We start from the raw sequence: 23406 nt of genomic DNA, 5'->3' as shown, positions 1-23406 counted from the left end.
TCCTACCTTCGGTTTGAGCTTGCCGTCGCAAGTCGCCGGTCAATTTCGGCAATAGCCTCTCTATGCCTGCGGATGTCGGCCTCGGCAGCAGCAAGAGCGGTGCTAAGTCGCGCCCGTTCCTCACACAGAGACTGGACGGAGGCTCGGTTGACCTCAACTACCGGCCGCTGCCGCGATCCCTTGGGAGGGGCGTCCAGCGTCCAGATGCGTTTCTTCACCACGGAGGCATTGCCCTCTTGCTCCAGAGGAGCTTGGGCCTTGCTGGCAAGTCTCTGCTGTTTCCGCTCTAACGTGACCTGATACTCGGGCTGGGCCTTCGCCCATCGGACAGGACCACCAGCCAACAGGGTTTCCGCGTTCAGTTGTTCACGAGCGCGCTTCGGTGGCAAAGGCGCGGCCATGGCTCGAAGCGCCGCGTCGATGATAGCCTCAAGATATATCCGCCGAAACAGGTTGATGTTAGGCTGCCGGTTTTCCTTCTGAGCCATCTTCTTTGGCGGCTCAACCGACGCTTTTTTCCTCGTAGACTGAGCCTTCGCCTTCTGAGGCGACTGCTTTTTTGGCATGGCCTTGCCTTTTGCCATCCTTCCACTTGCAGGGTCAAAGGAGGACCAACCAAACCCACCTACTACAGTACTGCCGCCGAGATACCCACCTTTTCCCATTTACAACGCTATCCCTCGGATGGCCGGATCGATCGGCTTCGTGCCGTCTGCGTCAACGGGCAATACGAGTTTTCTTCGATGGTCTATCCACAACGCTGGATCCATCTCGACATGCTGACCAACATCATCTTTCCCGACTTTCAGAAGAGTGGGTCCCACCTGTTTCTGGAGAAGTTCGACAAAGCGTTTGCGCATTGCCCAGACCTGTTCGCGATGCAGCCTGTCGTTCGGGCCGCTTCCATACGCAGCCAAGTGTCGCGCCGCGTAACAAGCTCGCAGAACTTCATCGAGGATTTTTGTTCTTGTACCATCGCCGCGCGTGCGCCATTTGCTTTTTACGTTAGGGAAGAAGAGTCGACCTTTGTCGACTAACGCGCTCGCATGGTAGCTGAGCCGCTCCACAGCAACCCGGTCGAGACTGCTCCCCTTCACGATAGGATGGCAGAGCGTCTCAAGTTCAGCCATAAGACGGATAACTTCGCCGCCCCAGTTAGTAAGTTCGCTGTCGCGCTTTCGCTTCGCTGCCCGTAGCGAAATGGTCCACTGAATAACCGCGAATACCAAAGCGGTGAGTGCGAGAGTAGGAGACCATTTATCGCTGAACATGATTGGCCTCTCTGCTCTCCCGCGCGTCCCTTAGATCTTCCCACAGTTGCCCCGGTCCCAGAAGCACATCCTTGAGACCCTCGCGAATTTTTGCAGAGTCCAGCGCCTGCTTGCTCATCGTCGTGTGCGCCTCGAAGGCGTCGATGATGGCGTCGAGGATCGCCTTTGACAGGTCAGGTGAGTTCGCGAACTGCTCTTTGGTGTTGTTGGCGGCTTGCTGGGCGAGCGTGTCAGACTCCATCAGTTTGCCCTTGATGACGTTGTTGACGTAGATAAGCTGATCATCATCGGTCACATCGCCCTGAAACAAGTCATTGAGCTTGGCGACGATCTCTGCCAGCAACGCCTTCTGCTTCTCCTGAATAGAGCCTGAGCCGGTTTCAATGATCGGCTGGAGTTTTTCGCTTTCCCCGCCCAGCACCAGCGTACGCTTCCCCTTGTCGGCCAGCTTGTGGTGGGTCAGCACCAGCCCGGAAACATCGATCTCCTGCCGCTCGCGCCCGAACTCCAGCAAAGGGATGAGGCGGCGGAAGAAGATATGGCGGCTTTCGATAGCGGTGTTGCCGTAGTCGAATATCTGAGACAAGAACGCATAAAGGCGCACGAACGCCCCCATGTCAGCACGGAACAGCACGAGCGCATCCATCGTGTCCTGAGCGTCCTTGGCCGCTTTGGTATCATCTTTCGACCGAGCTATCCGCAAGAGCTCCTGTGCGTCCCGGTAGGATCGCAAGAGCCGGTCGGTGACAGGCGTGATGGCGGCGACGAGGTCGCCCTGCTTTGATGTCGGGTCTAACTCGACCTTGACCACTCGCTCGACCTCGAAATCGTCGTAGTACCCCAAGGCGTCCAGCTTGGCCCGCAGGTCGAAGACGAGATTGGGGTCGGTCACATTCTCCAGCGAGGCGGTCTCGTAGTAAGTCTGGAACGCCTTGAGGATGTCGTCGCTGCTGTTGACGAAGTCGAGGACATAGGTCGTGTCCTTGCCGGGGTGCGCCCGGTTGAGCCGCGAGAGCGTCTGCACGGCCTGGATGCCCGCCAGCCGCCGGTCGACATACATGCCGCACAACAGGGGCTGATCGAACCCGGTCTGGAATTTATTGGCCACCAGCAGGATGTGATACTCCGGCAGCTTGAAGGCTTCGCGGATGTCGCGTCCGTTTAGGCCGGGGTTGAGTTCCTTGCTCGTTTCGCTGAACGGGTCTGGTCCGCTCGCCTGATCGTTGACCTCGCCCGAGAACGCCACCAGCGTCCCCAGCTTGTATCCTTTCTCCTTGATGTATTTGTTGATGGCGAGTTGCCACCGCACGGCCTCGATACGGCTGCCCACCACCACCATCGCCTTGGCCTTGCCGTCGAGCAGTGGCTGTACCAGCGACCGGTAGTGCTCGACCACCACCTGAACCTTTTGGCTGATGTTGTAGTCGTGGAGCCGCACCCAGCGCATTAGGGACTTGACTGCAGCGCTGCGCTCGACCTCGGTGTCGTCAATCTCCTTACCATCATGGGCAAGTTTGAAGGCAAGGCTGTAGGGCGTGTAGTTAAGCAGCACATCGAGGATGAAACCCTCCTCAATCGCTTGTCGCATGGAATAAACGTGGAAGGCCGCTGGCAGGTTTGTCTCGCTTGCAGCCTGATCTGGAAAGCGGCGACGGCCAAACAGCTCAAGGGTCTTCGCCTTGGGCGTGGCGGTAAAGGCAACATAGGTGATCCCTTTGTCGCTTGCCCGGGCAGCCATCTGGGCGGCGAGAATGTCCTCGGAGCTAATCTCTCCGCCGTCACCGAGATCGGCAAGCTCCTCGGGGGAAAGCACGGCCTTCAGCTTGGCCGCCGCCTCGCCGGTCTGGCTCGAGTGCGCTTCATCGGCGATGACCGCGAACCGTTTGCCCTGCGATGCCGCCAGTTCCTGCACGGCCTTGAGCGCAAAGGGGAAGGTCTGGATGGTGCAGACGACAATCTTCTTGCCGCCAGCCAGCGCGTCCGCCAGTTGCCCGCTTTTAGCGCCGCTGTCGCTCTTGATGGTGACGACGACGCCGGTAGTCCGCTCGAAGTTGAAGATCGCCTCCTGCAACTGCGTATCGATGACGTTGCGGTCGGACACCACCAGAACCGTGTCGAAGACCTTCTGATGCTTCTCGTTGTGAAGATCGGCTAGGAAGTGCGCGGTCCACGCGATGGAGTTGGTCTTGCCGGAACCAGCCGAGTGCTGGATCAGGTACTTGCCGCCAGCCCCTTCGGCCAGCACCGAGGCGCGTAGCTTGCGTGTTGCGTCGAGTTGGTGGAAGCGCGGGAAGATGATGCCCTTGATCTTTTTCTTCGTGTCCCGCTCGGCCACCATGTAGCGCCCGAGGATTTCCAGCCACGAGCCCCGCTGCCAGATGTCCTCCCATAGGTAAGCCGTCGGGTGTCCCTCGGCGTTCGGCGGGTTTCCCTTGCCCCCGCCATTGCCTTTGTTGAAGGGCAGGAAGCGCGTCTGCGGGCCTTCAAGACTTGTTGTCATCATCACTTCCGCGTTGCTGACAGCGAAGTGAACCAGAGCCCCGCTCGGGAAGCTCAACAGTGGTTCGGGGCTCTGGCCCTTGGGGTTCGGGAGGCGGTCGAACCTATACTGGTCCACCGCGTCGGTGACCGATTGTGTGAAGTCCGTCTTGAGTTCGACGGTGGTGACCGGCAGCCCGTTGAGAAACAGCACGAGATCGATGGCGTTCTGGTTGGCAAGGGAATAGCGCACCTGCCGTACGACGCGCAGCCGGTTGGCCTGATAGCGGGCGAGGATGTCGGCATTCATCGCCAGGGCTGGCTTGAACTGGGCGAGCGCCAGGGGCGCCCTGAGGCCGATCATCTCGACGCCGTGGCGCAACACGTCGAGCGTCCCGCGTTCGTCGAGCTGCTTTCGGATACGGTCGAGCAGCGTCGCTTCCGACGCTGCGCCATGGGATTTGCTCAGCGTGTCCCAGGCGTTCGGCTGGCTGGCCTTGACCCACGCCACCACATCGGCGGGAAGCAGCGCTCGGGTCCGGTCATAGGCGGCGGCATCGCCGTCGGCATAGAGCCAGCCGTTGGCGGCAAGGTGAGCGCAGATTTCGGCCTCGAAGCTGATCTCCTTGTGTAGGCTCATCCGGGTTCTCCGGGCGATGCACTCCCGATCTGCCGTGCTTCCCAATCTTTGTACGTCGTGGACGTGCCCTTCATCTTCCATTCGACTTGACCATTGGCTGGCCGCCCAAAGACTACGGCAGCAGCGGCGCTCGGGCTCCTGAAGGCATAGCTTTCTGCGAACCTTCGATGTGATCCATCGAGGATTAGGACACCTGCGTCGACGAGTTCAGCATGTAGTCGTCCATACGTGTGTTCATCCCGGGCACTCTCCCAGTCCGTGCGAGCCTGTGAACCCGCGTCTACGATGAACTCGCCCCCTTCCAGGCGGGCCGTTGCGTGAAGGCCGTGCTTGGGACTTGTCAGCTCAAACACGGGCGTAGCAGCTGTCGGGGTTGTCGCACCGACGTTTCTCTGTGGCCTCGTATTCTCCAGGAACATGTCCACGCGTAGCGCGGGTAGCACCATGAACAGATAGTCGAGGAAGCCCTCCATATTCGACGTGGCCGCCTCCGAAAGGGTCGGTCGGGCTGGGTTATTGCCGTTGTCCAGCGACACTCGTCCAACGGTGCGGGCAACTTCAACCAGTCGGGCTTCGAGGTATTGCGCGTGGGCTTTGTGAAGATTGTTAGCTGCCGATGTGATCAATACGACGCTGGTCCACCAATCCTTATTGATGTCATGGTTCTTGATACGCTGACCAATGTCGTCACCCTCACCGATATAGGCCGTCGGCTTGCCGCCCTGTTCCCCCAAGAGAATGTAAGCGCCCGCGTGTCGAGCTTCCCTCCGTGCCAACGCCGTGCCGATCTGGGTGCGGGGAGCCATAAGGATGTGGCCGGTCCAGTTGAAGACCTCGGCGGTAAGCATGCCATCCGGCCTGCCGTCGATGAAGTAGAGTTCGAGCGAGCGACCTTCTGGACGACTGGTCATGCCGCCTCCACGTCGGGTTGAGCCTTTTCTTGAATGTCGATCTTGCCAGTGACGGCGGCAGAGATGAGTGCGGAACGACGCTCCTGTAGAAGGAGGATGCCTTTCTCCGCGTTATCGCTCAGTTCGTGCCACCTACCGACCGAGGCAACTAAGTGGTGGGCTATAGCATCTTGCTCGCTTCGGGGCGGAAGAGGGACCTTGAGTTCCTTGAGCTTGTCGGGTTCGACACGCCATTGATCAGGTCGAATGCCGTTCGAGATAGATCGATATATGCTGGGCAGCAGACTGCAACGAAGCATCAGGTTCAGGTAATCACTCGCCGCAGTGTGGAGAGGAGCAAACACTGCGTAGTCGGGGCTGGTGATGCCCGTGTGTTTCGATACGCCAAGCGACCCCTGCCAGGCTTTCATTTTGTTCACTACAAGGTCACCCGGTAGTACCGTCTGATACTTTGAGAGGTCCTCGGGCGTCTTGTTGATGTTGTCGTCTCGAGACGCCTTTGGGATGACCCCATGATCTCGATAGACCGACAACACCTCGTATTCGTCGCCGTTCTGACGCTTCACAAACCGGAAAAGGGCTCCTAAGGACACGACCTCCCAATGCTCCGGCACGTCGCCCAGCCATTCGACGCCAGAGGCCTTCATCTGGACATTGGGGTTCAGCCCCTTGGCGACTGCGTGGGAAATGACGGCCTGACGCTTCTCCTTGAGCAGCTCAATCAGCCGTTTCTGCTCCTCCACCAGCGCATCGATCTTGCCTGTCTCGCGGTCGAGGAACGCGGCAATGGCGGTTTGCTCGGGGAGGGACGGAAGGGCGACCCGGAAGTCTCGTACGAAGTCATCCGGTACGCGCTTCTGGCCCCCGGCACCGTACATCGACCCTTCGCCGGAACGGCGGAAGTCCGGTGAGGAGAACAGCCAGTACAGGAACGCGCCATCAGCGACGTTGGCTCTTGGCCGCGCCACGATCAACTCTGTAGTGCCGAACCCGACGCCGCCCAGAAGACCATGCATGAGAGCTCCCTTGCCATTCTCAAAGCAGGGCGTGATCTTCGCTATGGTCACATCACCATCACGGAAATAGCTGTAGCCCGACTGGACGTCGCTCAGCGGTCGAGTAGCATCGAGACGAATTGAGCCATCTTCACTTATGGCTTCCATGGGGAGGAACGTGACCTCGGTTTCCTCCGTAACTCCTTGTAACTCGGACTTGGAAGGATTGAGTTGGACCGCGAAGCGTAGCCGGGTCTCTGTCCAATTGCCGGTCATGCCGACAGTTCCCCGATCATCCGCATGATGCGGTCGGTGACCTGCTTCAGATCGGCGTCGATCTCGGCCAATGGGCGCGGCGGCTCGAAGACGTAGAAATGCCGGTTGAAGGGTATCTCGTAGCCGACCCTGGTCTTCTCGTGGTCGATCCATGCATCCCCGGCATGGGGCACAACCTCGCGCCGGAAATAGGCCTCCACGTCCTCTGCCAGCGGCACGTTCTCGGTGTCCCTCAAGGCACTGTCGGCCTGCGGCTTGCCCTTGTTTTTGCCGCGCTCGCCAAGAACCACCCGGCCCTTGTCGTCACGCAAGGGGCGCTCGACGGTGATGGTGCGGTAACCGAACGCCTCGTTGGGGAAGACCAGCGACAGCGGCGCGAGCTTGACCTTGCCGCCCTCGGCAGCCTGAGGAGGCTGCTCGCCCTCAAGCACCACCTTTCGCGCCACTTCCTTGCCGTCGGCATCCTGCACAGTTGCAAGACGGGCCTCGTGGAAGCCGCCGAACAGTTTCGTGACGGTGGCGATGTCGTCGTCGCCCATCTCCTTGCGCTTGGAGCCGAGGCTTTTGCGCATCTTGCGCCAGAAGCTGGAGGCGTCGATGAGCTGCACCTTGCCCTTGCGATGCGCTGGCTTGCGGTTGGACAGCACCCACACATAGGTGGAGATGCCGGTGTTGTAGAACATGTCGGTGGGAAGGGCCACGATGGCCTCGACCAGATCGTTCTCCAGCACGTAGCGCCTGATCTCGCTCTCGCCGCTGCCAGCCCCGCCGGTGAACAACGGCGAGCCGTTCAGCACGATGCCGAAGCGGCTGCCGCCGTCGACAGCAGGGCGCATCTTGGAAAGGAGATGCAGCAGGAACAGCAGGGACCCGTCGGAGACCCTCGGCAGGCCGGGACCGAAACGGCCATTGAAGCCCTGCTGCTCGGCCTCGCGGCGGACTTCCTTCTCGACCTTCTTCCATTCCACGCCGAAGGGCGGATTGGACAGCATGTAGTCGAATTTCTCTTGCTGATGGCCATCGTCGGAGAGCGTGTTGCCGAAAACGATGTTGGCGACATCCTGCCCCTTGATCAGCATGTCGGCCTTGCAGATGGCGTAGGCCTCCGGGTTCAGTTCCTGCCCGTACATGACCAGTGAGGCCTTGTCGTTGTGTTCGACCAGATGTTCACCGGCCACCGACAGCATCCCGCCGGTGCCAGCGGTCGGATCGTAGATCGTGCGCACCACGCCGGGCCTCGACAGGATGTCATCGTCCTCGACGAACAGCAGGTTCACCATCAGCCTGATGACCTCGCGCGGCGTGAAATGCTCACCGGCGGTCTCGTTGGAGAGTTCCGAGAACTTGCGGATCAGTTCCTCGAAGATCAGCCCCATCTGGTGGTTGTCGACCTTGCCGGGATGCAGGTCGATGCGGGCGAATTTCTCGGTGACCTGATAGAGCAGCCCGGCCTTGGTCAGCCGCTCCACCTGTACCGCGAACTCGAACCGCTCGAAGACGTCGCGCACATCGGGCGAGAAGGCCTGGATGTAGGCGAAGAGGTTTTGGGCGATGTTGTCCTGATCGCCCATCAGCTTGCGCATGTCGAGCTTTGAGGTGTTGTAGAAGGTCTGCCCGGCCTTGCGCAGAACGAAGGGCTCGGGGTTCATGCCTTGGGCAACCTTTGCGGCATGTTCGGCCAGCACGGCTTCCTTGGTCGCCTCAAGCACGCAGTCCAGACGCCGCAGCACGGTAAAGGGGAGAATGACCTTGCCGTAGTCGGCCTGCTTGTAGTCGCCCCTGAGGAGATCAGCCACGGACCAGATGAACGCCGAAAGTGCCTGCTGGTTCAATTGTTGAGCCCCCCAAATCAGTTCGTGGAGACTAAAGCCGAGAGGTCAACAAATGGCAACGGCAATGCAGAGGTCTTCCACGGGACCAGAGGGTTGACTTGAGGTACCTGCCGCTGCGTCAATCGCTGGCACAACGCAATTTAAGAACACGTCTATCCGGGCTGCACTACTACCCTGACTACACAGACACGGGGGACTGAAATCTTGAGACGCAGCTGGGCTCTTTTGAGCATGATTTTATTTACGGGGTGCGCGACCAGCCCCGCTCCGAATTTTTACAATGGCGCCTACTACATGGCCGGGGACGAAAGCTGTGTCCGTGTGCAGTCAATTTCTCCAACCAGAGTCATGTGCCTGAACGCAAAAGCTCAGCAGACAGGTTATCGCGATGCGATGACAGATCAGCAGCTTATGATGTACCAGCAGATGCGAATGCAGGAGCAGATGATCGCGCAACAGCAAGCTGCGACTTTAGCCGCGAACAATCAGGCAATGGCTGCCGCGACTGCTATGCGGTATCCCCAGATGGGCATTCCGCAGGTGACGCCTATCGCGCGTCCTGGCGGTAACCAGGTGAGGTGCATAAGTACGGGCATCTATACGAACTGTAGAGCGTACTGAGTGGCCCAGCGTGGCGCTCTCCACCCAGCAAAAAAGGTGGGAGCAAGGACGCAGGGGGGTTCAAGCAGTCAGAGACACGAGCTTCAGGTTATCGTCAGGTAGGCTATCGCAGAGACGGGCTTCGCCCGTACCGATAGAGCGTCCTGACGGTCCTGAAGCTGTTGCTCAGGTGAGACAAAAGAAATGATTATCAGTGATGACCATCAATCTTGTCTCCGCAGCGAAGCTGGCAGCACGGTCGGTTATCCAATGAACGGCGAAGCCGTCTCCAGCCATGGGCTTACCGACTGGTACCGCCAGTGATCTCCTTTATGGGGTCTGACAGGGACGCCAGTTACCTCTCGTCTATAGTATAGCGACGACCGATTTTTTTGACTTAGAGATTGCTAATGGACTTTGCGTGGTACGAGACCACCTGCTTGGACATGCCACTCAGTTGAACGATCTCGGCCTGCGTTCTGCCTCCGGCCAGGAATGCCCGCACAGTATCCCGAGCCTTGGGTTTCTTGACGGCTCCCGCCGGTGCCTTCAGGAGCCCGGCGAGAAACGCAAGTCCATCGGGGGTCGCCAAGGTCCGCACCCACTTCTCGCCGTTCCGTCCGTAGTCGATGGATATAAGGAGGCCGTCGTCCATCGCTGTTCTGGTGGCTATTGCTTCGTGCCGATACTCCGGTTTCCTTGCGGTAGGGTCGGTCGCCATGGGCACCATGCGCCAGGCAAGGCGGAACTCGACGAGTTTCTTGCGTCCCAGCATGGTAATCAGCTTTCGGACGGTGGTATCGATCCCGTGGCGCTCCCGAAGGACATCAAGGGCCTTCGAGAGTGACAGGCAGTCGGTGACGATCTCGCCAGTGACCGGGTTGAGGATTTCTCCGCGAGCAAGGAGAGGTCGATCGAACCCGCCTTTGAAGCGGCGGCTCTCGGCTATCACCTGTGCGGCGGTGAATGGCCGACCGCCTCGGGCAACAGCGGCCAACATCTGTTGCCTGATCCATCCCTCGAAGGCGGGCGTGGGATTGTTATGCATGGTCATGGTGATGGAATGCCTTTCTTTCTGGCCGCAGGGGGCACAGGGAGGTCTCTGGGGAAGGTCTGGCGTTGGGCGGGTATAGGAGAGGAGCAGAGGGCGGTAAGCCGTGGCGGCGCTACAGGTGGCGCGGGTGACGCAAGGAGCCGCTATGCGTCCTTGCCGTCCCAAAGTTCTTGAGTGCATCGACCGAGTGGCGGCGGGTGAACCAGTCGACCTGAGGTCTTGGGTGTCCTTGGGGCGCTGGGTGCCCTCGTGGCGATTTCCGCAGCGAGGCAGCAGTCGCCCAATAGCAGGAGTTTCTATGTACAGTATGGAGGGATATTGCGGGAGAGAAGGAAAGGAAGATTTTCCCGTTCTATGTACCATGTGAGCGGGTAATTATTTTGTTCTAACCACCCCCTCTTTGCGGGAGGGGTTGAGCAATAATTTTCTTATCTGACCTTAAGGGCGGGGCGCTTCTATGTGCAGTATGAGTAGCTAATCAGCCGCTGCCCGATAGGAGCGCGCGTTCTATGTACATTATGGCAGGAAATTAGATGTCGCTAATGCGCCGTCTCTATACTCCATATGAGGCTGTGATCAGCCCGGTTCTCCGGTGCTGTCGAAAACAAGGGAGTGGCTGTAGCCGCTTCGCATGGTGACAACCGCCCGCCTGAGGGTCTTGCTGTCGCTCTCAAGATCGATGCGCTGTACGAGGCTGGAGATGAGCCCTTGAGCTCCCTTCCGGTCCTCCTCAGCCAGCCGCTTGATCTCCTCCTGATCCATTTCAAAGTCCACGACAGCCGCCGCGCTCTCACGGTATCTCGCGTCATTCTCACGGATGACTACTATCTCCCGGCGCTTGGCCTCGATCTGGCGGGTAAGTTCATCGGCCTTCCCCGAGAAGGCCTTGCGAGTTTCGGCGGTTTCAGCGTCGAGGGCACCAGCAAGGGCGTTCTCGCGCTTGGCCTCGAGGGCACCTATGGTTTCCTCAAGTTCCCTTGAGAGATCGGGGCCTGTCTGGTCCTGCGGTATAGGAACTGCCAGGAACCCAATGCGGTCAATCATCTCTTGCTCGAACTGGTCATAGCGCCAGTTAGGCGCGGTGCATTCCGTGCGCTTGAACGTCTTCCCCGTGCAGGTGAAATAGCCCCACGACATCCCGCCCTTCTTGGAAGACGTGAGGACCATCGGAGAGCCGCAGTGTCCGCAGTGGACCATGCGGGAAAACAGGTTCGACGTGCGCCCCACCTGTCTACTGTGACGCCGAGCCTTGGTGCGTTGCCGGGTGGCCAGCCATTCGGTCTCACTGATCAGCGTCGGGAAATAGCCGGGGACTTCTTCGCCCTTAAGGACAAGGCACCCATAGGCGGCTGGAGAGCGGAGGACTTCACCTACAACGGCTTGAGCCCATGTCTTCCCTGAGGGAGAGGGGATGCCGCGCGTGTTGAGCATCTGTGTGATGGTCTGCTGCCCGTGCCCTTCCTTCGCAAGCTCGAAGATCAGCCGCGCGTCATCGGCTCGCCCATTGAGCTCGTTCGTTTCGCGGTCAATCCAGAAGGGGACCTTTGCAACCTTGATCCTTGTCCCGCCACTTGCGACAGCTGCCCGCGCCTTCTCGGCCTTGCGGCTCCATGCTTCGCCCACCCGATGGGACAGCTTGGCGCTGTACTCGTACGCAGCCTGCATGGACATGAGAGACATCATGAGGCTGGCGAAGTTGGCGCGGTAGTCGGTATAGGTGTGGACCCTCTGGTCTTGCAGTGTCACCAAGGTGAGGCCGGTCTTGAGGAGTTCGGACAGGACGGGCTGGGCATCCATAGGATGAATGCGCGAGAAGCGGTCGAGGTTCTCTAGTAGGAGAACGGTATCACTAGGGATAACCCCCGCCTTCACATCTGCAATGAACGTCCCAAGGCTCGCCTCCAGGTCCAGGTTGCCACCTTTGAAGGCAGATACACCGTCATCGACCAATTGCCTGTCAAGGATTAGGCCGAACGTAGAACAGAAGGTCTCGGCATTCTTGGTCTGTCGGGCAAGGCTGTCGCCTTGGGCCTGCTTGCCGGATGACCAGCGAGCATAGGAAATCGCGTTGCGGCCCTTGAGGTCTCGCGGCTGTAGCATGGGTGGGCGGTCTCCGTTCGTGTATGGAAACCGCCCGATAGCACTCTGCAGAATTAAAGTCTATGCCAGGTCTGGCTCTTGCAGATCAGTCCGCCAAGCACGCAGCCGCTCATCTTGAGCGAAGTGCCCGACAACGTCGCCTTGCCGGAATAGGTCTTGTCGTTTGCCGGGTCGGTGATGCTGCCGGCATATTTGTTGTCGCCGGCCGGCTTGAGCGAGCCGATCGTCTTGCCGGCATGCTTGCCTGTCTTGAGCGTTATGGAAAACGAGCCGCTGCCGGCGATGCTTGCGGTCTCGCCGGATTGCGTCTTCCAGCTGCCTTCGATCGGATCGGCCCATGCCGTCCCCACCATGATCAATGTGGCTGCAAGAGCCAGGCTCACTTTTCGAAACATGTCTTGCTCCCTTTGGATAGCCGGCCGAATTCTCCGCCTCGCCGGTCTGCCGCTTACGCAAACGTAAGCTAATCCAGCTCCCGGCAAAACAAAAGCGGTGCCGCTAGGGAAGATTTCGGCATTTTGAAGCCGCCTGAATTGGCTCTGTGGGCGAGGAAAGAAAAACGACCGGCGTGTCCTGTTTGTTTCCCGTGGTTAGCGGAGTGTTGATCGAGGCTCCGAGAATTTTCGTCAAATTTGACGAAAATCGGCTGAATTGCTGGCTTCGTATCCTTAACGAATTTCAGCGTTTACCTCTTGTTTTAGCTTTGTTTTCTTCAAATTAAGCACGCCATTTAACGACGGATTCAAGCCTGATCGGCATTCTCGGAAGCATCGAAAGAGCGGCCCGGACAAGACGAACGGAGGCAGCTCTCGGGAGCCAGACAGGGGACTAAAATGGCACGTTTTGAAATGCTTGAAGCAGGTTTCGGCGCCATGGGGACAACTGCCCAGGCCGACATCCTTTTCGAACTGGGCATGATGTATGCGACCGGCCGCGATTGCGAGACCGACGTCGTTGCCGCCCACAAATGGTTCAACATCGCCGCCATCAAGGGCTCGGCCCGTGCCGCGGAACTGCGCTCGGAACTGTCGGCCGCCATGTCGAAGGTCGAGATCGCCAAGGCGCTGCGCGAAGCCCGCGAATGGATGACCATGCACTAGATTTCCGGCAGACGGGGACGCTCCGGCCAAGACCGCTCCAAGACGGTCGGGCCAAAACAGGGATAAGGCTGCGCAGACAGCCAGGCCACAGGCCATCAACGACAAGAATGCGGCAGGCCGCACCGGCCCAACCCGTACGATGGACCATGATCCGAAACCTGGAAATCCGGTTTTCGGACAAGGTCATGGCAGGGAAGACAGGGAAGGCCACGTTGGGTTCGCGGCGCGGGGGCGCTGGGGAAACAGCCCGATAGGCAAAAAGCCACGACCGGCCGAAACAAGGCTGGCGTGGCTTTTTTGCGTGGATGAGGGCTCACAGGCCCAATCGAGCGGCGCCAAATGCGCCTAGACAGGCCCAATGAAGGATGAAATTGTCCCGCCTCTCTGGAAGAAGCGCGGCCGGGGCGGCCGCGCGTGAGTGGAGGAGTTCTATTGCCATGAAAAAAATGAGTATTTTGAGCGCGGCCATTTTCGGCCTGATGATGAGTGCGCCGGTCGCATTCGCCGACGACATCACCGTTTCGGTGGTCGGCCCGATGACCGGACAGCTCGCCACCATCGGCGACCAGTTCAAGCAGGGTGCACAGGCCGCCGCCGACGCCATCAACGCCGCCGGCGGCGTCAACGGCTCGATGATCAAGCTCGACATCGAGGACGACCAGTGCGATCCCAAACAGGCCGTGTCGGTCGCCAACCGCATCGTCGCCAACGGCGTCAAGTTCATTGACGGCCATGCCTGCTCCGGCTCGAGCATTCCGGCCTCGGCCGTCTATGCCGAAGCCGGCGCGCTGATGATGAGCCCGGCGTCCTCGAACCCGGTGCTGACCGACGCGGCCGCCAAGGCCGGCTGGCCGACCATCATGCGCCTCTACACGCGTGACGATGCACAGGGCGCCTTCATCGGTCCGTGGATCGCCAAGAAGTATGCCGGCAAGAACGTCGTCATCTTGCACGACAAGAGCGCCTACGGGCAGGGCGTGGCTGATGCCGTCAGGGCGACCATGAACACGGGCGGCCTCAAGGAAGTCTACTATGACGCCATCAATCCCGGCGAGAAGGACTATTCGGCGCTCGTCACCAAGCTGAAGGATCTCAAGGCCGACGTCGTCTATTTCGGCGGCTACCACCCTGAGGCCGGGCTGATCCTGCGTCAGTCGGCTGAGCAGAACCTGAAGTTCCAGCTGATCATGCCGGATTCCATCGCCTCGCCGGAATTCTGGCAGGTTGCCGGCCCGGCTGGCGAAGGCACCATGTTCGTCTTCCCGTCGGACCCGCAGGCAAAGCCGGAAGCCAAGGCTGCGGTGGAGAAGATCAAGGCCGGCGGCTTCGTGCCGGAAGGCTTCACGCTTTTCTCCTACGCCGTGGTCCAGGCCTTCGCCGAAGGCATCAAGCGCGCCGGCAGCGACGATCCGGCCAAGGTCGCCGAAGCGTTGAAGAACGGCACGCCGATCAGCACGGTTGTCGGCGACGTCACCTTCGACGAGAAGGGCGACCTCAAGAATGCCAGCTACGACATCAACCAGTGGCATGACGGCAAGTACGCGCCGATCGCGCAGTAACCTGACGCGATGATCCAGAGAAATGGCCGGGGTTCGCCCCGGCCATTTTGCTTTGCGGTCCGCGATGCGCTCCGTTTGTCAGCCTGCGGCGGCGGTCGGAGCGCTCTGTTCCTCGACGAACCGCACAAGCACCGTTCCGTCGGTAACCTGCGCACCTTCCACGGCGATCTCGGCAACCACCCCGTCATGCGGGGCGGCAATGGTGTGCTCCATCTTCATCGCCTCGAGGATCAGCAGCGGCTGGCCCTTGATCACCGCGTCGCCCTTGGCCACGCGCACCAGCTTCACCAGACCCGGCATCGGCGCGCGCAGGCTGCCGGAGGCGGCTGCCGCGTCATCGCTGCGTGCCAACGGGTCCGGTACCGTGAATGTGTAGCCGACGGCGCCTTCGAACACAGTGATGTGGCCAGGCCAGCGGGCGAGGCGGGGAGCGGCGCGGAAATCATGCGAATTGGCGCTGTCATAGGGCGCATCGAGCGCCACCTGGAAGCGCCCATCCGGCCGCGCTGAAACCTTTGCCAGAATATCGGTCTCGCCGAACTTCAGCCGCGTGCGCCGGGCCACGCCGTGGAAATGCGCGTAGCCGGACAGCGACGACCATGGGTCGTTCGATGGTGGCAAAGCTTGTGCACCGGAGGCGGCAAGGGCGGCTGCCGAGATAATTTCGCCGCTCGGCGGCGCGACCTCGGTCAATGCCGCCTGATGCCGGCCGATCAGGCCGGTGTCGACGTCACCGGCGCAAAAGTCGGGATCGGCGGCAAGAGCGGCAAGAAAGCCGGTGTTGACGGTGGAACCAGCAATTTCGGTCTGCGACAGCGCCACACCGAGCGCTTCCAGCGCCGCTTGCCTGTCCTTTGCATGGATGACCAGCTTGGCGATCATCGGATCGTAATAGGGGGAGATGGCATCGCCGGCCCGCACGCCGGTCTCGACGCGCATCGTGGCATCTTCGGGGGCTGCTTCAGGGAACCTCAGATGGTGCAGCGTGCCCGTTGCGGGCAGGAACCCCTTTGCCGCATCCTCGGCATAGATGCGCGCCTCGAAGGCATGGCCGGCAAGCGTGATCTCGCCCTGCGTCTTCGGCAGCCTTTCGCCGCTGGCGACCCGCAACTGCCACTCGACCAGGTCGGTGCCGGTGACCATCTCGGTGACGGGATGCTCGACCTGCAGGCGGGTGTTCATTTCCATGAACCAGAAGCGGTCGGCCTTCAGCCCTTGCGAGGCATCGACGATGAACTCGATGGTGCCGGCGCCGGAATAATTGATCGCCTTGGCGGCCTTCACCGCCGCCTCCGTCATCGCCTTGCGCAGCGCCGGCGTCATGCCGGGGGCGGGTGCCTCCTCGATCACCTTCTGGTGGCGGCGCTGCGCCGAGCAGTCGCGCTCATAGAGATGAACGGCATTGCCGAAATTGTCGCCGAACACCTGCACTTCGATATGTCGCGGCTTGTCGACATATTTTTCGACAAGCACACGGTCGTCGCCGAAAGCCGCCTTTGCCTCGCGCCGCGCGCCTGATAGCGCCTCGGAGAAATCATCGGGATGCTCGACGCGCCGCATGCCCTTGCCGCCGCCGCCGGCCCGCGCCTTGATCAGGACGGGATAGCCGATCTCGCGTGCCTTGGACGCAAGCAGCACGATCTCCTGCGCCTCGCCATGATAGCCCGGAACGACGGGAACACCGGCTTTCTCCATGAGCCGCTTGGCGGCATCCTTCAGCCCCATGGCGCGGATCGAGGCCGCCGGCGGGCCGATGAAGGTGAGCCCCGCCGCAACCACCTGGTCGACGAAATCAGGGTTTTCCGACAGGAAGCCGTAACCGGGATGGATGGCCTGCGCCCCCGTCGAAAGCGCCGCCGCGACAATCCTGTCGCCGCGCAGGTAGCTCTCACCGACGGGCGAGGGGCCGATATGAACGGCCTCGTCGGCCATCTCGACATGCAGAGCTTTCGCGTCGGCGTCCGAATAGACGGCGACGGTGTGCACGCCGAGCTTGCGGGCCGTGCGGATGACACGGCAGGCGATCTCGCCCCGATTGGCGATCAGGATTTTGCTGAACATGGAGCCTCCGTAGCCCGGGCTTGATGAAAGCGCCCCAGGCGTCCCTTCGCGCTCCCGCCGTCCCGCAAACCTATACGGGCAGGCGTTCCCTTCGCCGGATGCTGCCTTGCAGTTCGGCACTTGATGCAGAGCATTCCCTTACCAAGGGAGTGCTCTGCGAGCGAAGCGCACTTGCCTATTTCGATGCCGAGATCGCGCAGCCGCCACTCGCGGTCTTGAGCTTCCAACGCGTCAAGCCGGCCTGGCAGTTGCGCAGCGCGATCTCTTCCGCGGCCTTCTGGGACGGTGCGTTGAGCTTCGTCCCGCAGATGATGTAGAGGTCGACGACGCGCGAATAAAAGGTTGTGGCGTAGGCCGAATGACCGCTCGCCGCGACGTAGCCCTTGTAGGCAACGTTGCATTCGCCCGTGCCCAGGGTCGGCGGAAAACGCACGTCTCCCTTGCTTCCTGCGAGCGATCCCGCCTGGCTGGCGCCGGCTGTCGTTAATATTAGTAATCCTGCAAGTATCGACGCAGCTGTCCGCCGGAAATATTTCAGTTTCATTTCCACCCTGTCCACATTGTCCCCATTGCATTGCGCGGGGCAAGCAGTAGCGAATATTTGTCCTCGCCGCCAGTTCCTTGTCGGGGGCCCGAGTTCGCCTGTGCTGATGAATCGATTGGTCCATACAATTCAACCTTTCCGGAGCACAGCAACGGCTCGCCGGTATAGTTCCGCCATATGCTCGTCGAAGCAGCAGAAGATGACGGTTTCGGGTATGGTTTTGTCTTCGACGATCATGCAGATCGTGCTGACAGCGATTTCGGCCGCCTCATCTTTCGGGTAGCGGTAAACACCGGTCGAGATCGCGGGAAACGCCACCGAACGGCAATCATGGGCGGCCGCGAGTTCCAGCGACCTGCGATAGCATGACGCCAGCAATTCGGCTTCGCCCTTGCCGCCGCCTTGCCAGACCGGCCCGACCGTGTGGATGATGTGCCGAGCCGGCAGTTTGTAACCCTTGGTGATCTTGGCGTCGCCGACCTTGCATCCGTCCAGCATCCGGCATTCGAACTCGAGCTCGCGGCCGGCGGCGCGATGGATGGCGCCATCGACCCCGCCGCCGCCAAGCAGCGACGAATTGGCGGCATTGACGATGGCGTCGACATCCAGCTTCGTAATGTCGCCGGTGTGGATGCGGATCCTGTCCAGCGCCCTGCTCATCTCACATCCTGAACACGCCGAAGCGCGTCTCCTCGATCTCGGCATTGAGCGCGGCGGACAGGCTCAGCGCCAGCACCTCGCGCGTCTTCGCCGGATCGATGATGCCGTCATCCCAGAGGCGGGCGGACGAGTAGAGCGGATGGCCCTCATGCTCGTATTTCATCAGGATCGGCTTCTTGAATTTCGCCTCCTCCTCGGCGCTCCATTCGCCACCTTTGCGCTCGATGCCCTCGCGCTTGACCATGGCAAGCACGGTTGCCGCCTGTTCGCCGCCCATCACCGAGATGCGGGCGTTCGGCCACATCCACAGGAAGCGTGGGGAATAGGCGCGGCCGCACATGCCGTAATTGCCGGCGCCGAACGAACCGCCGATGATGACGGTCACCTTCGGCACCCTGGCGGTGGCAACCGCCATCACCAGCTTGGCGCCGTCCTTGGCGATGCCGCCGGCCTCATATTTCCGGCCGACCATGAAGCCCGTGATGTTCTGCAGGAAGACCAGCGGGATCCCGCGCTGGCAGCACAGCTCGATGAAATGCGCGCCCTTCAGCGCGCTTTCGGAAAACAGCACGCCATTGTTGGCGATGATGCCCACCGGCATGCCGTGGAGATGGGCAAAACCGGTGATCAGCGTCGTCCCGTAGTTCTGCTTGAACTCGTCGAATTCGGAGCCGTCGACAAGACGCGCGATAACCTCGCGCACATCGTAGGGCTGGCGCAGATCAGTCGGCACGACGCCGTAGAGTTCATCCGCCGGATGAAGCGGCGGAATCGATCTCTGTAAGTTCAGGCTTACAGTCTTGTTACGATTCAGGTTTTTGACGATGCGTCGGCAGATGGCGAGCGCATGCTCGTCGTCCATCGCATAATGATCGGCAACGCCGGAAAGCCGCGTATGCACATCCGCGCCGCCCAGATCCTCGGCGCTGACGTCCTCACCGGTGGCCGCCTTTACCAGCGGTGGGCCGCCGAGAAAGATCGTCGCCTGGTTGCGCACCATGATCGTCTCGTCCGACATCGCCGGGACATAGGCGCCGCCGGCGGTGCAGGACCCCATAACGCAGGCGATCTGCGGGATGCCGGCGGCCGACATGTTGGCCTGATTGTAGAAGATGCGGCCGAAATGCTCGCGGTCGGGAAACACCTCGTCCTGGTTGGGCAGGTTGGCGCCGCCGCTGTCGACCAGGTAGATGCAGGGCAGATTGTTCTGCAGCGCGATCTCCTGCGCCCGCAGATGCTTTTTCACCGTCAGCGGATAATAGGTGCCGCCCTTCACCGTGGCATCGTTGACGACGACCATGACCTCGGCGCCTTCGACGCGGCCGATACCGGCAATGAGGCCGGCCGCGGAAATCTCCTCGCCATACATCGACCATGCCGCGAACTGACCGATTTCCAGGAAGGACGAGCCGGTGTCGAGCAATTGCGCCAGGCGCTCGCGCGGCAACAGCTTGCCGCGCGAGATGTGGCGCTCGCGCGCCTCCTCCGAGCCGCCGCGCTCGACGGTCGCGGCCTTTTCGGCAATGTCGGTGACTAGTGCGCGCATGCGTTCGGCATTGGCGCGAAAGGTTTCGGAGGAGGGGGAGATCTGGGTTTGCAGCGTAGCCATCGTGTTGTCGCTTCCTCAAATCCCTTGATGCTTCAGCTCGACCATTGTATCAGCCCGCGTCCGACCGTCGTGGGTGCCGTTCGCTACACGGCGGTCTCCTGCAACTGACACTCCTCGGAGGCAACGATGAAAAGCATGATTGTGCATTTCACCAGACGTCTCCCTTCGGCCATGGCCTGACGCCGCCGAAGGGCGGTCTTCTGCATCCCGAATTTGAGCAAAAGGAACGCGGTGTGAGCGATCACCGCGGGTGTCATCATGTATGTGCGGTTCGTAACACCGCTGATCCACCCGGACAGCCGGGTGGAGACAGGCTTCTTCCATGCGTCCTGGTATCTGCATCATACCGGCTGCCCGGACTGGATTCATGGCGAACTGCAGGGCCAGTTCGACTGGTTCAATCAGCACTTGCCGCTTCCTGGCCGAGTTGGCCGGCATTTCAAGCGACGCAACCCGATCTGGGGCATCTGCTGGTTTGAACCGGATGCCAAGGAAGCGATCAGCCGTGCACGCTACTGCGCGTGGCTGATCGAGGAGGGTGGTTTGCCGGTGCGTTCGATCACGTCGGCGCGCCAACGCGAGGTTCTGTGGCGCGACGCGCACCAGATCGTTGCCAAGCCAACCGATGATCTGCCCAACGCATTCGGCTGAAATGGTGGAGGGGGACATCACGCCCCCTCCGCCATGATCTCGCGCCCGATCAACCAGCGCCGGATCTCGCTGGTGCCGGCGCCGATCTCGTAAAGTTTGGCGTCGCGCAGCAGCCGGCCGGTCGGATAGTCGTTGATATAGCCGTTGCCGCCCAGAAGTTGGATGGCGTCCAACGCCATCTGAGTTGCTTTTTCAGCCGCGAACAGCACGCAGCCGGCAGCATCCTTGCGTGTGGTCTGGCCGCGATCGCAGGCGGCGGCAACGGCGTAGACATAGGCGCGTGCGGCGCTCATCACCGTGTACATGTCGGCAAGCTTGCCTTGCACCAGCTGGAACTCGCCGATCGGCTGACCGAACTGCTTGCGTTCGTGAACGTATGGGATCGCCACGTCGAGGCAAGCCGCCATCAGGCCGATCGGGCCGCCAGCGAGCACGGTGCGCTCATAGTCGAGGCCCGACATCAGCACTTCGACGCCGCGTCCCTCCTCATGCAGCACATTGTCGAACGGCACCTCGACATTCTCGAACACCAGCTCCCCGGTGTTGGAGCCGCGCATGCCCAGCTTGTCGAGTTTCTGCGCGACGGAAAACCCCTTCATCGCCTTCTCGACGATGAAGGCGGTGATGCCGCGTGATTTGCGCTCCGGATCGGTCTTGGCATAGACGACCAGCGTATCGGCGTCCGGGCCGTTGGTGATCCACATCTTGGTGCCGTTGAGCACGTAGCGGTCATTGCGCTTTTCAGCGCGCAGCTTGAGCGAGACGACGTCCGAGCCGGCGCCGGATTCCGACATGGCCAGCGCGCCGACGTGCTCGCCCGAACACAGTTGCGGCAGGAATTTTTCCTTCTGCGCCGGCGTCGCCCAGCGGTTGATCTGGTTGACGCAGAGGTTGGAGTGGGCGCCGTAGGAGAGGCCGACCGAAGCCGAGGCGCGGGAAATTTCTTCCACCGCAATCACATGGGCAAGATAGCCCATGCCGCTGCCGCCGAAATCGGGGTCGGCGGTGATGCCGAGCAGGCCGAGCGCGCCGATCTCGCGCCACAGATGCGCCGGAAATTCGTTCTGGCGATCGATATCGCCGGCGATCGGCGCGATCCTGTCCTGGGCGAAGCGGCGCACCAGGTCCCGCAGCGCCTCGATGTCCTCGTCATGCCCGAAGCTGAGCGTGTTCGTGTACATGTTTCTCCTCCGTGCCGCATGACCCCGAAAATCGACTTCGATTTTCGGAAAGGATCATGCGCGAAAATTGAAGTGGGACAGCGTCCTTTGCGCGTCCGATGGACGCGCGGCGCTGTCAGCGATCTTCGCGCCGACGAGCCGCATTGTCATTGAAAGATATGTCGCCGTTACTTCAGGGACCGAAAGCCGCTCGCCAGGCCGGAACCAGACGATGACGCCGGTCATCATCTGGATCAGCGCCATGGCCGTCAGGCCGGTGTCCTCTATGCTGAAGGCGCCAGCGTCGGCACCGTCGCGCAGGATGGTGCGCAGCTCCTTTTCGTAGGCCGTGCGCATGCGCAGGATCTGTGTCAGCCTGTCGGGCGACAGGCTGCGCAGTTCCATGTTCGACACATGCGTGGCGTGCCGGCGCTCGATGTGAAAAGCGATGTGGTTGCGCACATAGGCCGCAAGCTGCTCCGCCGGATCTGCACCGGTTGGCCTCGCGTGTCCCCAAGCCTCCCGAAGCCCCTCCATGTGCTCGCGCATCAGCGTGAACAGCAGGTCTTCCTTGGTCGGGAAATAGCGGTAGAGCGCGGCCGCCTGCACGCCGACCTCGGCCGCCAGCTGGCGCATCGACATCGCCTCGTAGCCGTAACGTGCGATCAGGTTGACCGCCGCTTCGCGGACTGCCGCCTCGGTTCGTTCGCCGTCGGATCCTGTGGTGCGCGCCATGATCGCCTCATTAACGCGGAGATAATAAAACGAACGTTCAATTAATTCAAGGGCGGCAAACTAACTCAGACGCGCATCCGCCTACGCGACAATCCTGAAGTCTCCAGGCGCGGTCCAGGTCTCGATCTCCTCGACATCGACCCGCGAGACTGAAGCACCCGCCGGGCCTTGCCGAAGCCGTTCGATCATGGCCGAAACCGCCGCGTCGGCGCCGGCAAGCCATGCCGTGACCGAGCCGTCTCTTTCGTTGCGCACCCAGCCCATCAGCCCAAGCCCCGCAGCTTCGCCTCTCGCCCAGATCCTGTAGCCGACGCCTTGCACCCTGCCATGGACGCGGGCCTGCACTGCCCTTTTCCGATTGTTCATCGCGTGCTCCCTTGCATGGAGTCTGGCGCAGGATCGGGCGAAGGCAACTGGTTTGAGGGGACTATCGAACAGCAGCCGAGGTTTGTTTTGCAAGATGGATGACTGGATCCAATAAATAGTTGACTTGGTCAACTTTTACGCAATGATCCAGCAATATGGAATCTCAGGGAAGGCGCGTCACATGCCAGCCAATCGGAGTGACTTGGTCAGCGATCTCAGATGTTTCAACCGGTTCTACACCGGTCTGATTGGGCTGCTCGACGAGACCTTGACGCACAGCGCCTATACGCTGACCGAGGCGCGGGTGCTGTTCGAATTGGCTCGTCGATCCGGCCACATTGCCACCGCCCCTGGCAAGGCAGGCTTTCTGGCAAGGGCGTTTCAAATCGATTTCGGACCAGCAGCGTCCGACATTGCCGGGGAACTCCAGCTTGACCCAGCCTATGTCATGAGAATCCTTCGAAAATTCTCTGCCGCCGGCCTGATCGAAACGCGTGCCGGACCTGGGTCCCTGCGCCGTCGCGTCCTCTCGCTCAGCACGCGCGGTGAAGTCGCGCTTGCCGCGCTCCAGGCGGCCGCGGATCGCGATCTTGCTCGCCTGACCGCGGACCTTGGCGACGAGGAAGCCGCCGAGTTGTCGGGTATGCTGACGCGCGTCAGGCATCTGCTGGGCGGAGCACCGGCATCCGAACGCAACGAAATTGCCTAAAGCGCGTCACATCGAAACGGATTCATGCGACGCGCTTTAGGTCCTTGTTTTATGCATGTCGTTCTCCCGAAACCGAGGTCACTTTTGGGCGACAT

At 60.9% G+C, this 23406-nt stretch carries 22 protein-coding genes; 5 read left to right on the top strand and 17 right to left on the bottom strand.

Going from position 1 to position 23406, the window contains the following annotated elements; genetic code table 11:
• Positions 1-2: 2 nt before the first annotated feature.
• The 6 genes from JG746_RS24980 to JG746_RS24955 all read right to left on the bottom strand — a co-directional run bounded on the left by JG746_RS24980 (position 3) and on the right by JG746_RS24955 (position 8403).
• Positions 3-584, bottom strand: coding sequence for a hypothetical protein (locus JG746_RS24980; RefSeq protein WP_202355146.1), 582 nt, complete (start codon positions 582-584; stop codon positions 3-5).
• An 81-nt stretch (positions 585-665) separates the two neighbouring features.
• Complete coding sequence (locus tag JG746_RS24975; RefSeq protein ID WP_202355145.1) at positions 666-1271, bottom strand: hypothetical protein; 606 nt, start codon at positions 1269-1271, stop codon at positions 666-668.
• Positions 1258-4389, bottom strand: a complete 3132-nt coding sequence (locus JG746_RS24970; RefSeq protein ID WP_202355144.1) for a type I restriction endonuclease subunit R — start codon at positions 4387-4389, stop codon at positions 1258-1260. Before JG746_RS24970 ends, JG746_RS24975 begins: the two co-directional genes overlap by 14 nt.
• Positions 4386-5300 carry a GIY-YIG nuclease family protein gene (locus JG746_RS24965; RefSeq protein ID WP_202355143.1) on the bottom strand — a complete coding sequence of 305 codons (915 nt, stop codon included), beginning with the start codon at positions 5298-5300 and terminating at the stop codon, positions 4386-4388. Before JG746_RS24965 ends, JG746_RS24970 begins: the two co-directional genes overlap by 4 nt.
• Positions 5297-6571 carry a restriction endonuclease subunit S gene (locus JG746_RS24960; protein WP_202355142.1) on the bottom strand — a complete coding sequence of 425 codons (1275 nt, stop codon included), beginning with the start codon at positions 6569-6571 and terminating at the stop codon, positions 5297-5299. The genes JG746_RS24965 and JG746_RS24960 overlap by 4 nt, the downstream gene beginning before the upstream one ends.
• A complete protein-coding gene (locus JG746_RS24955) occupies positions 6568-8403 on the bottom strand; it encodes a type I restriction-modification system subunit M (protein ID WP_202355141.1) in 1836 nt (611 codons plus the stop codon). The genes JG746_RS24960 and JG746_RS24955 overlap by 4 nt, the downstream gene beginning before the upstream one ends.
• Positions 8404-8607: 204 nt before the next feature.
• Here JG746_RS24955 and JG746_RS24950 point away from each other — a divergent pair, with 204 nt between their 5' ends.
• Complete coding sequence (locus JG746_RS24950) at positions 8608-9024, top strand: hypothetical protein (protein WP_202359564.1); 417 nt, start codon at positions 8608-8610, stop codon at positions 9022-9024.
• Between the two features lie 376 nt (positions 9025-9400).
• Here the strand turns inward: JG746_RS24950 and JG746_RS24945 are convergent, their stop codons facing one another.
• From JG746_RS24945 to JG746_RS24935, 3 genes are all read right to left on the bottom strand, one after another.
• The gene (locus tag JG746_RS24945) at positions 9401-10057 is read right to left on the bottom strand and encodes a hypothetical protein (protein WP_202355140.1); all 657 of its coding nucleotides are present in this window, start codon (positions 10055-10057) and stop codon (positions 9401-9403) included.
• A 576-nt stretch (positions 10058-10633) separates the two neighbouring features.
• Positions 10634-12157: a recombinase family protein gene (locus JG746_RS24940; RefSeq protein ID WP_202355139.1), complete on the bottom strand. Its 1524-nt coding sequence runs from the start codon at positions 12155-12157 to the stop codon at positions 10634-10636.
• Between the two features lie 53 nt (positions 12158-12210).
• The gene (locus tag JG746_RS24935; protein ID WP_202355138.1) at positions 12211-12552 is read right to left on the bottom strand and encodes a DUF2147 domain-containing protein; all 342 of its coding nucleotides are present in this window, start codon (positions 12550-12552) and stop codon (positions 12211-12213) included.
• A gap of 438 nt (positions 12553-12990) precedes the next feature.
• Between JG746_RS24935 and JG746_RS24930 the strand changes: the two genes are divergently transcribed.
• Together JG746_RS24930 and JG746_RS24925 are read left to right on the top strand one after the other, a co-directional pair.
• Complete coding sequence (locus JG746_RS24930) at positions 12991-13257, top strand: sel1 repeat family protein (protein ID WP_202355137.1); 267 nt, start codon at positions 12991-12993, stop codon at positions 13255-13257.
• A 437-nt stretch (positions 13258-13694) separates the two neighbouring features.
• On the top strand, positions 13695-14816 hold the full coding sequence (locus JG746_RS24925; RefSeq protein WP_027046653.1) for a branched-chain amino acid ABC transporter substrate-binding protein: 1122 nt from the start codon (positions 13695-13697) through the stop codon (positions 14814-14816).
• A 78-nt stretch (positions 14817-14894) separates the two neighbouring features.
• Here JG746_RS24925 and JG746_RS24920 read toward each other — a convergent pair whose 3' ends face one another.
• The 5 genes from JG746_RS24920 to JG746_RS24900 all read right to left on the bottom strand — a co-directional run bounded on the left by JG746_RS24920 (position 14895) and on the right by JG746_RS24900 (position 19950).
• Complete coding sequence (locus JG746_RS24920) at positions 14895-16877, bottom strand: acetyl/propionyl/methylcrotonyl-CoA carboxylase subunit alpha (RefSeq protein ID WP_202355136.1); 1983 nt, start codon at positions 16875-16877, stop codon at positions 14895-14897.
• 175 nt (positions 16878-17052) lie between these two features.
• Positions 17053-17421: a hypothetical protein gene (locus JG746_RS24915; RefSeq protein ID WP_202355135.1), complete on the bottom strand. Its 369-nt coding sequence runs from the start codon at positions 17419-17421 to the stop codon at positions 17053-17055.
• 129 nt (positions 17422-17550) lie between these two features.
• Positions 17551-18081, bottom strand: coding sequence for an O-acetyl-ADP-ribose deacetylase (locus JG746_RS24910; protein ID WP_202355134.1), 531 nt, complete (start codon positions 18079-18081; stop codon positions 17551-17553).
• A 1-nt stretch (position 18082) separates the two neighbouring features.
• Entirely contained in the window at positions 18083-19690 is a 1608-nt protein-coding gene (locus tag JG746_RS24905; RefSeq protein WP_202355133.1) for a carboxyl transferase domain-containing protein, read from the bottom strand.
• A gap of 83 nt (positions 19691-19773) precedes the next feature.
• A complete protein-coding gene (locus JG746_RS24900) occupies positions 19774-19950 on the bottom strand; it encodes a hypothetical protein (RefSeq protein WP_202355132.1) in 177 nt (58 codons plus the stop codon).
• Between JG746_RS24900 and JG746_RS24895 the strand changes: the two genes are divergently transcribed.
• Positions 19949-20341 (top strand): hypothetical protein, encoded by a 393-nt coding sequence (locus JG746_RS24895; RefSeq protein WP_202355131.1) that lies wholly within the window; start codon positions 19949-19951, stop codon positions 20339-20341. The genes JG746_RS24900 and JG746_RS24895 overlap by 2 nt on opposite strands.
• Positions 20342-20358: 17 nt before the next feature.
• Here JG746_RS24895 and JG746_RS24890 read toward each other — a convergent pair whose 3' ends face one another.
• The 3 genes from JG746_RS24890 to JG746_RS24880 form a co-directional block, all read right to left on the bottom strand.
• Positions 20359-21522, bottom strand: a complete 1164-nt coding sequence (locus JG746_RS24890) for an isovaleryl-CoA dehydrogenase (protein ID WP_202355130.1) — start codon at positions 21520-21522, stop codon at positions 20359-20361.
• Between the two features lie 54 nt (positions 21523-21576).
• Entirely contained in the window at positions 21577-22236 is a 660-nt protein-coding gene (locus JG746_RS24885; protein ID WP_202355129.1) for a TetR/AcrR family transcriptional regulator, read from the bottom strand.
• Between the two features lie 81 nt (positions 22237-22317).
• Positions 22318-22602 (bottom strand): acylphosphatase, encoded by a 285-nt coding sequence (locus tag JG746_RS24880; protein WP_202355128.1) that lies wholly within the window; start codon positions 22600-22602, stop codon positions 22318-22320.
• A 142-nt stretch (positions 22603-22744) separates the two neighbouring features.
• On the opposite strand from JG746_RS24880, the gene JG746_RS24875 reads away from it, so the two are divergent.
• Positions 22745-23311, top strand: coding sequence for a MarR family winged helix-turn-helix transcriptional regulator (locus tag JG746_RS24875; protein WP_244730436.1), 567 nt, complete (start codon positions 22745-22747; stop codon positions 23309-23311).
• Positions 23312-23406: the final 95 nt, after the last annotated feature.

The organism is Mesorhizobium sp. 113-3-3 (assembly GCF_016756495.1).
Lineage (GTDB): Bacteria > Pseudomonadota > Alphaproteobacteria > Rhizobiales > Rhizobiaceae > Mesorhizobium.
The sequence above is the reverse complement of the archived record's forward strand: the minus strand, read 5'-3'. Positions and strand labels throughout refer to the sequence as shown.

Excerpts from the sequence above, each read along its gene's own strand:
- JG746_RS24885 (WP_202355129.1), bottom strand. The coding sequence starts at position 22,236 with ATGGCGCGCACCACAGGATCCGACGGCGAACGAACCGAGGCGGCAGTC.
- JG746_RS24890 (WP_202355130.1), bottom strand. The coding sequence starts at position 21,522 with ATGTACACGAACACGCTCAGCTTCGGGCATGACGAGGACATCGAGGCG.
- JG746_RS24915 (WP_202355135.1), bottom strand. The coding sequence starts at position 17,421 with ATGAAACTGAAATATTTCCGGCGGACAGCTGCGTCGATACTTGCAGGA.
- JG746_RS24965 (WP_202355143.1), bottom strand. The coding sequence starts at position 5,300 with ATGACCAGTCGTCCAGAAGGTCGCTCGCTCGAACTCTACTTCATCGAC.
- JG746_RS24970 (WP_202355144.1), bottom strand. The coding sequence starts at position 4,389 with ATGAGCCTACACAAGGAGATCAGCTTCGAGGCCGAAATCTGCGCTCAC.
- JG746_RS24945 (WP_202355140.1), bottom strand. The coding sequence starts at position 10,057 with ATGACCATGCATAACAATCCCACGCCCGCCTTCGAGGGATGGATCAGG.
- JG746_RS24930 (WP_202355137.1), top strand. The coding sequence starts at position 12,991 with ATGGCACGTTTTGAAATGCTTGAAGCAGGTTTCGGCGCCATGGGGACA.
- JG746_RS24880 (WP_202355128.1), bottom strand. The coding sequence starts at position 22,602 with ATGAACAATCGGAAAAGGGCAGTGCAGGCCCGCGTCCATGGCAGGGTG.
- JG746_RS24980 (WP_202355146.1), bottom strand. The coding sequence starts at position 584 with ATGGCAAAAGGCAAGGCCATGCCAAAAAAGCAGTCGCCTCAGAAGGCG.
- JG746_RS24960 (WP_202355142.1), bottom strand. The coding sequence starts at position 6,571 with ATGACCGGCAATTGGACAGAGACCCGGCTACGCTTCGCGGTCCAACTC.
- JG746_RS24905 (WP_202355133.1), bottom strand. The coding sequence starts at position 19,690 with ATGGCTACGCTGCAAACCCAGATCTCCCCCTCCTCCGAAACCTTTCGC.
- JG746_RS24920 (WP_202355136.1), bottom strand. The coding sequence starts at position 16,877 with ATGTTCAGCAAAATCCTGATCGCCAATCGGGGCGAGATCGCCTGCCGT.
- JG746_RS24940 (WP_202355139.1), bottom strand. The coding sequence starts at position 12,157 with ATGCTACAGCCGCGAGACCTCAAGGGCCGCAACGCGATTTCCTATGCT.
- JG746_RS24900 (WP_202355132.1), bottom strand. The coding sequence starts at position 19,950 with ATGATGACACCCGCGGTGATCGCTCACACCGCGTTCCTTTTGCTCAAA.
- JG746_RS24935 (WP_202355138.1), bottom strand. The coding sequence starts at position 12,552 with ATGTTTCGAAAAGTGAGCCTGGCTCTTGCAGCCACATTGATCATGGTG.
- JG746_RS24975 (WP_202355145.1), bottom strand. The coding sequence starts at position 1,271 with ATGTTCAGCGATAAATGGTCTCCTACTCTCGCACTCACCGCTTTGGTA.
- JG746_RS24875 (WP_244730436.1), top strand. The coding sequence starts at position 22,745 with ATGATCCAGCAATATGGAATCTCAGGGAAGGCGCGTCACATGCCAGCC.
- JG746_RS24910 (WP_202355134.1), bottom strand. The coding sequence starts at position 18,081 with ATGAGCAGGGCGCTGGACAGGATCCGCATCCACACCGGCGACATTACG.
- JG746_RS24925 (WP_027046653.1), top strand. The coding sequence starts at position 13,695 with ATGAAAAAAATGAGTATTTTGAGCGCGGCCATTTTCGGCCTGATGATG.
- JG746_RS24895 (WP_202355131.1), top strand. The coding sequence starts at position 19,949 with ATGTATGTGCGGTTCGTAACACCGCTGATCCACCCGGACAGCCGGGTG.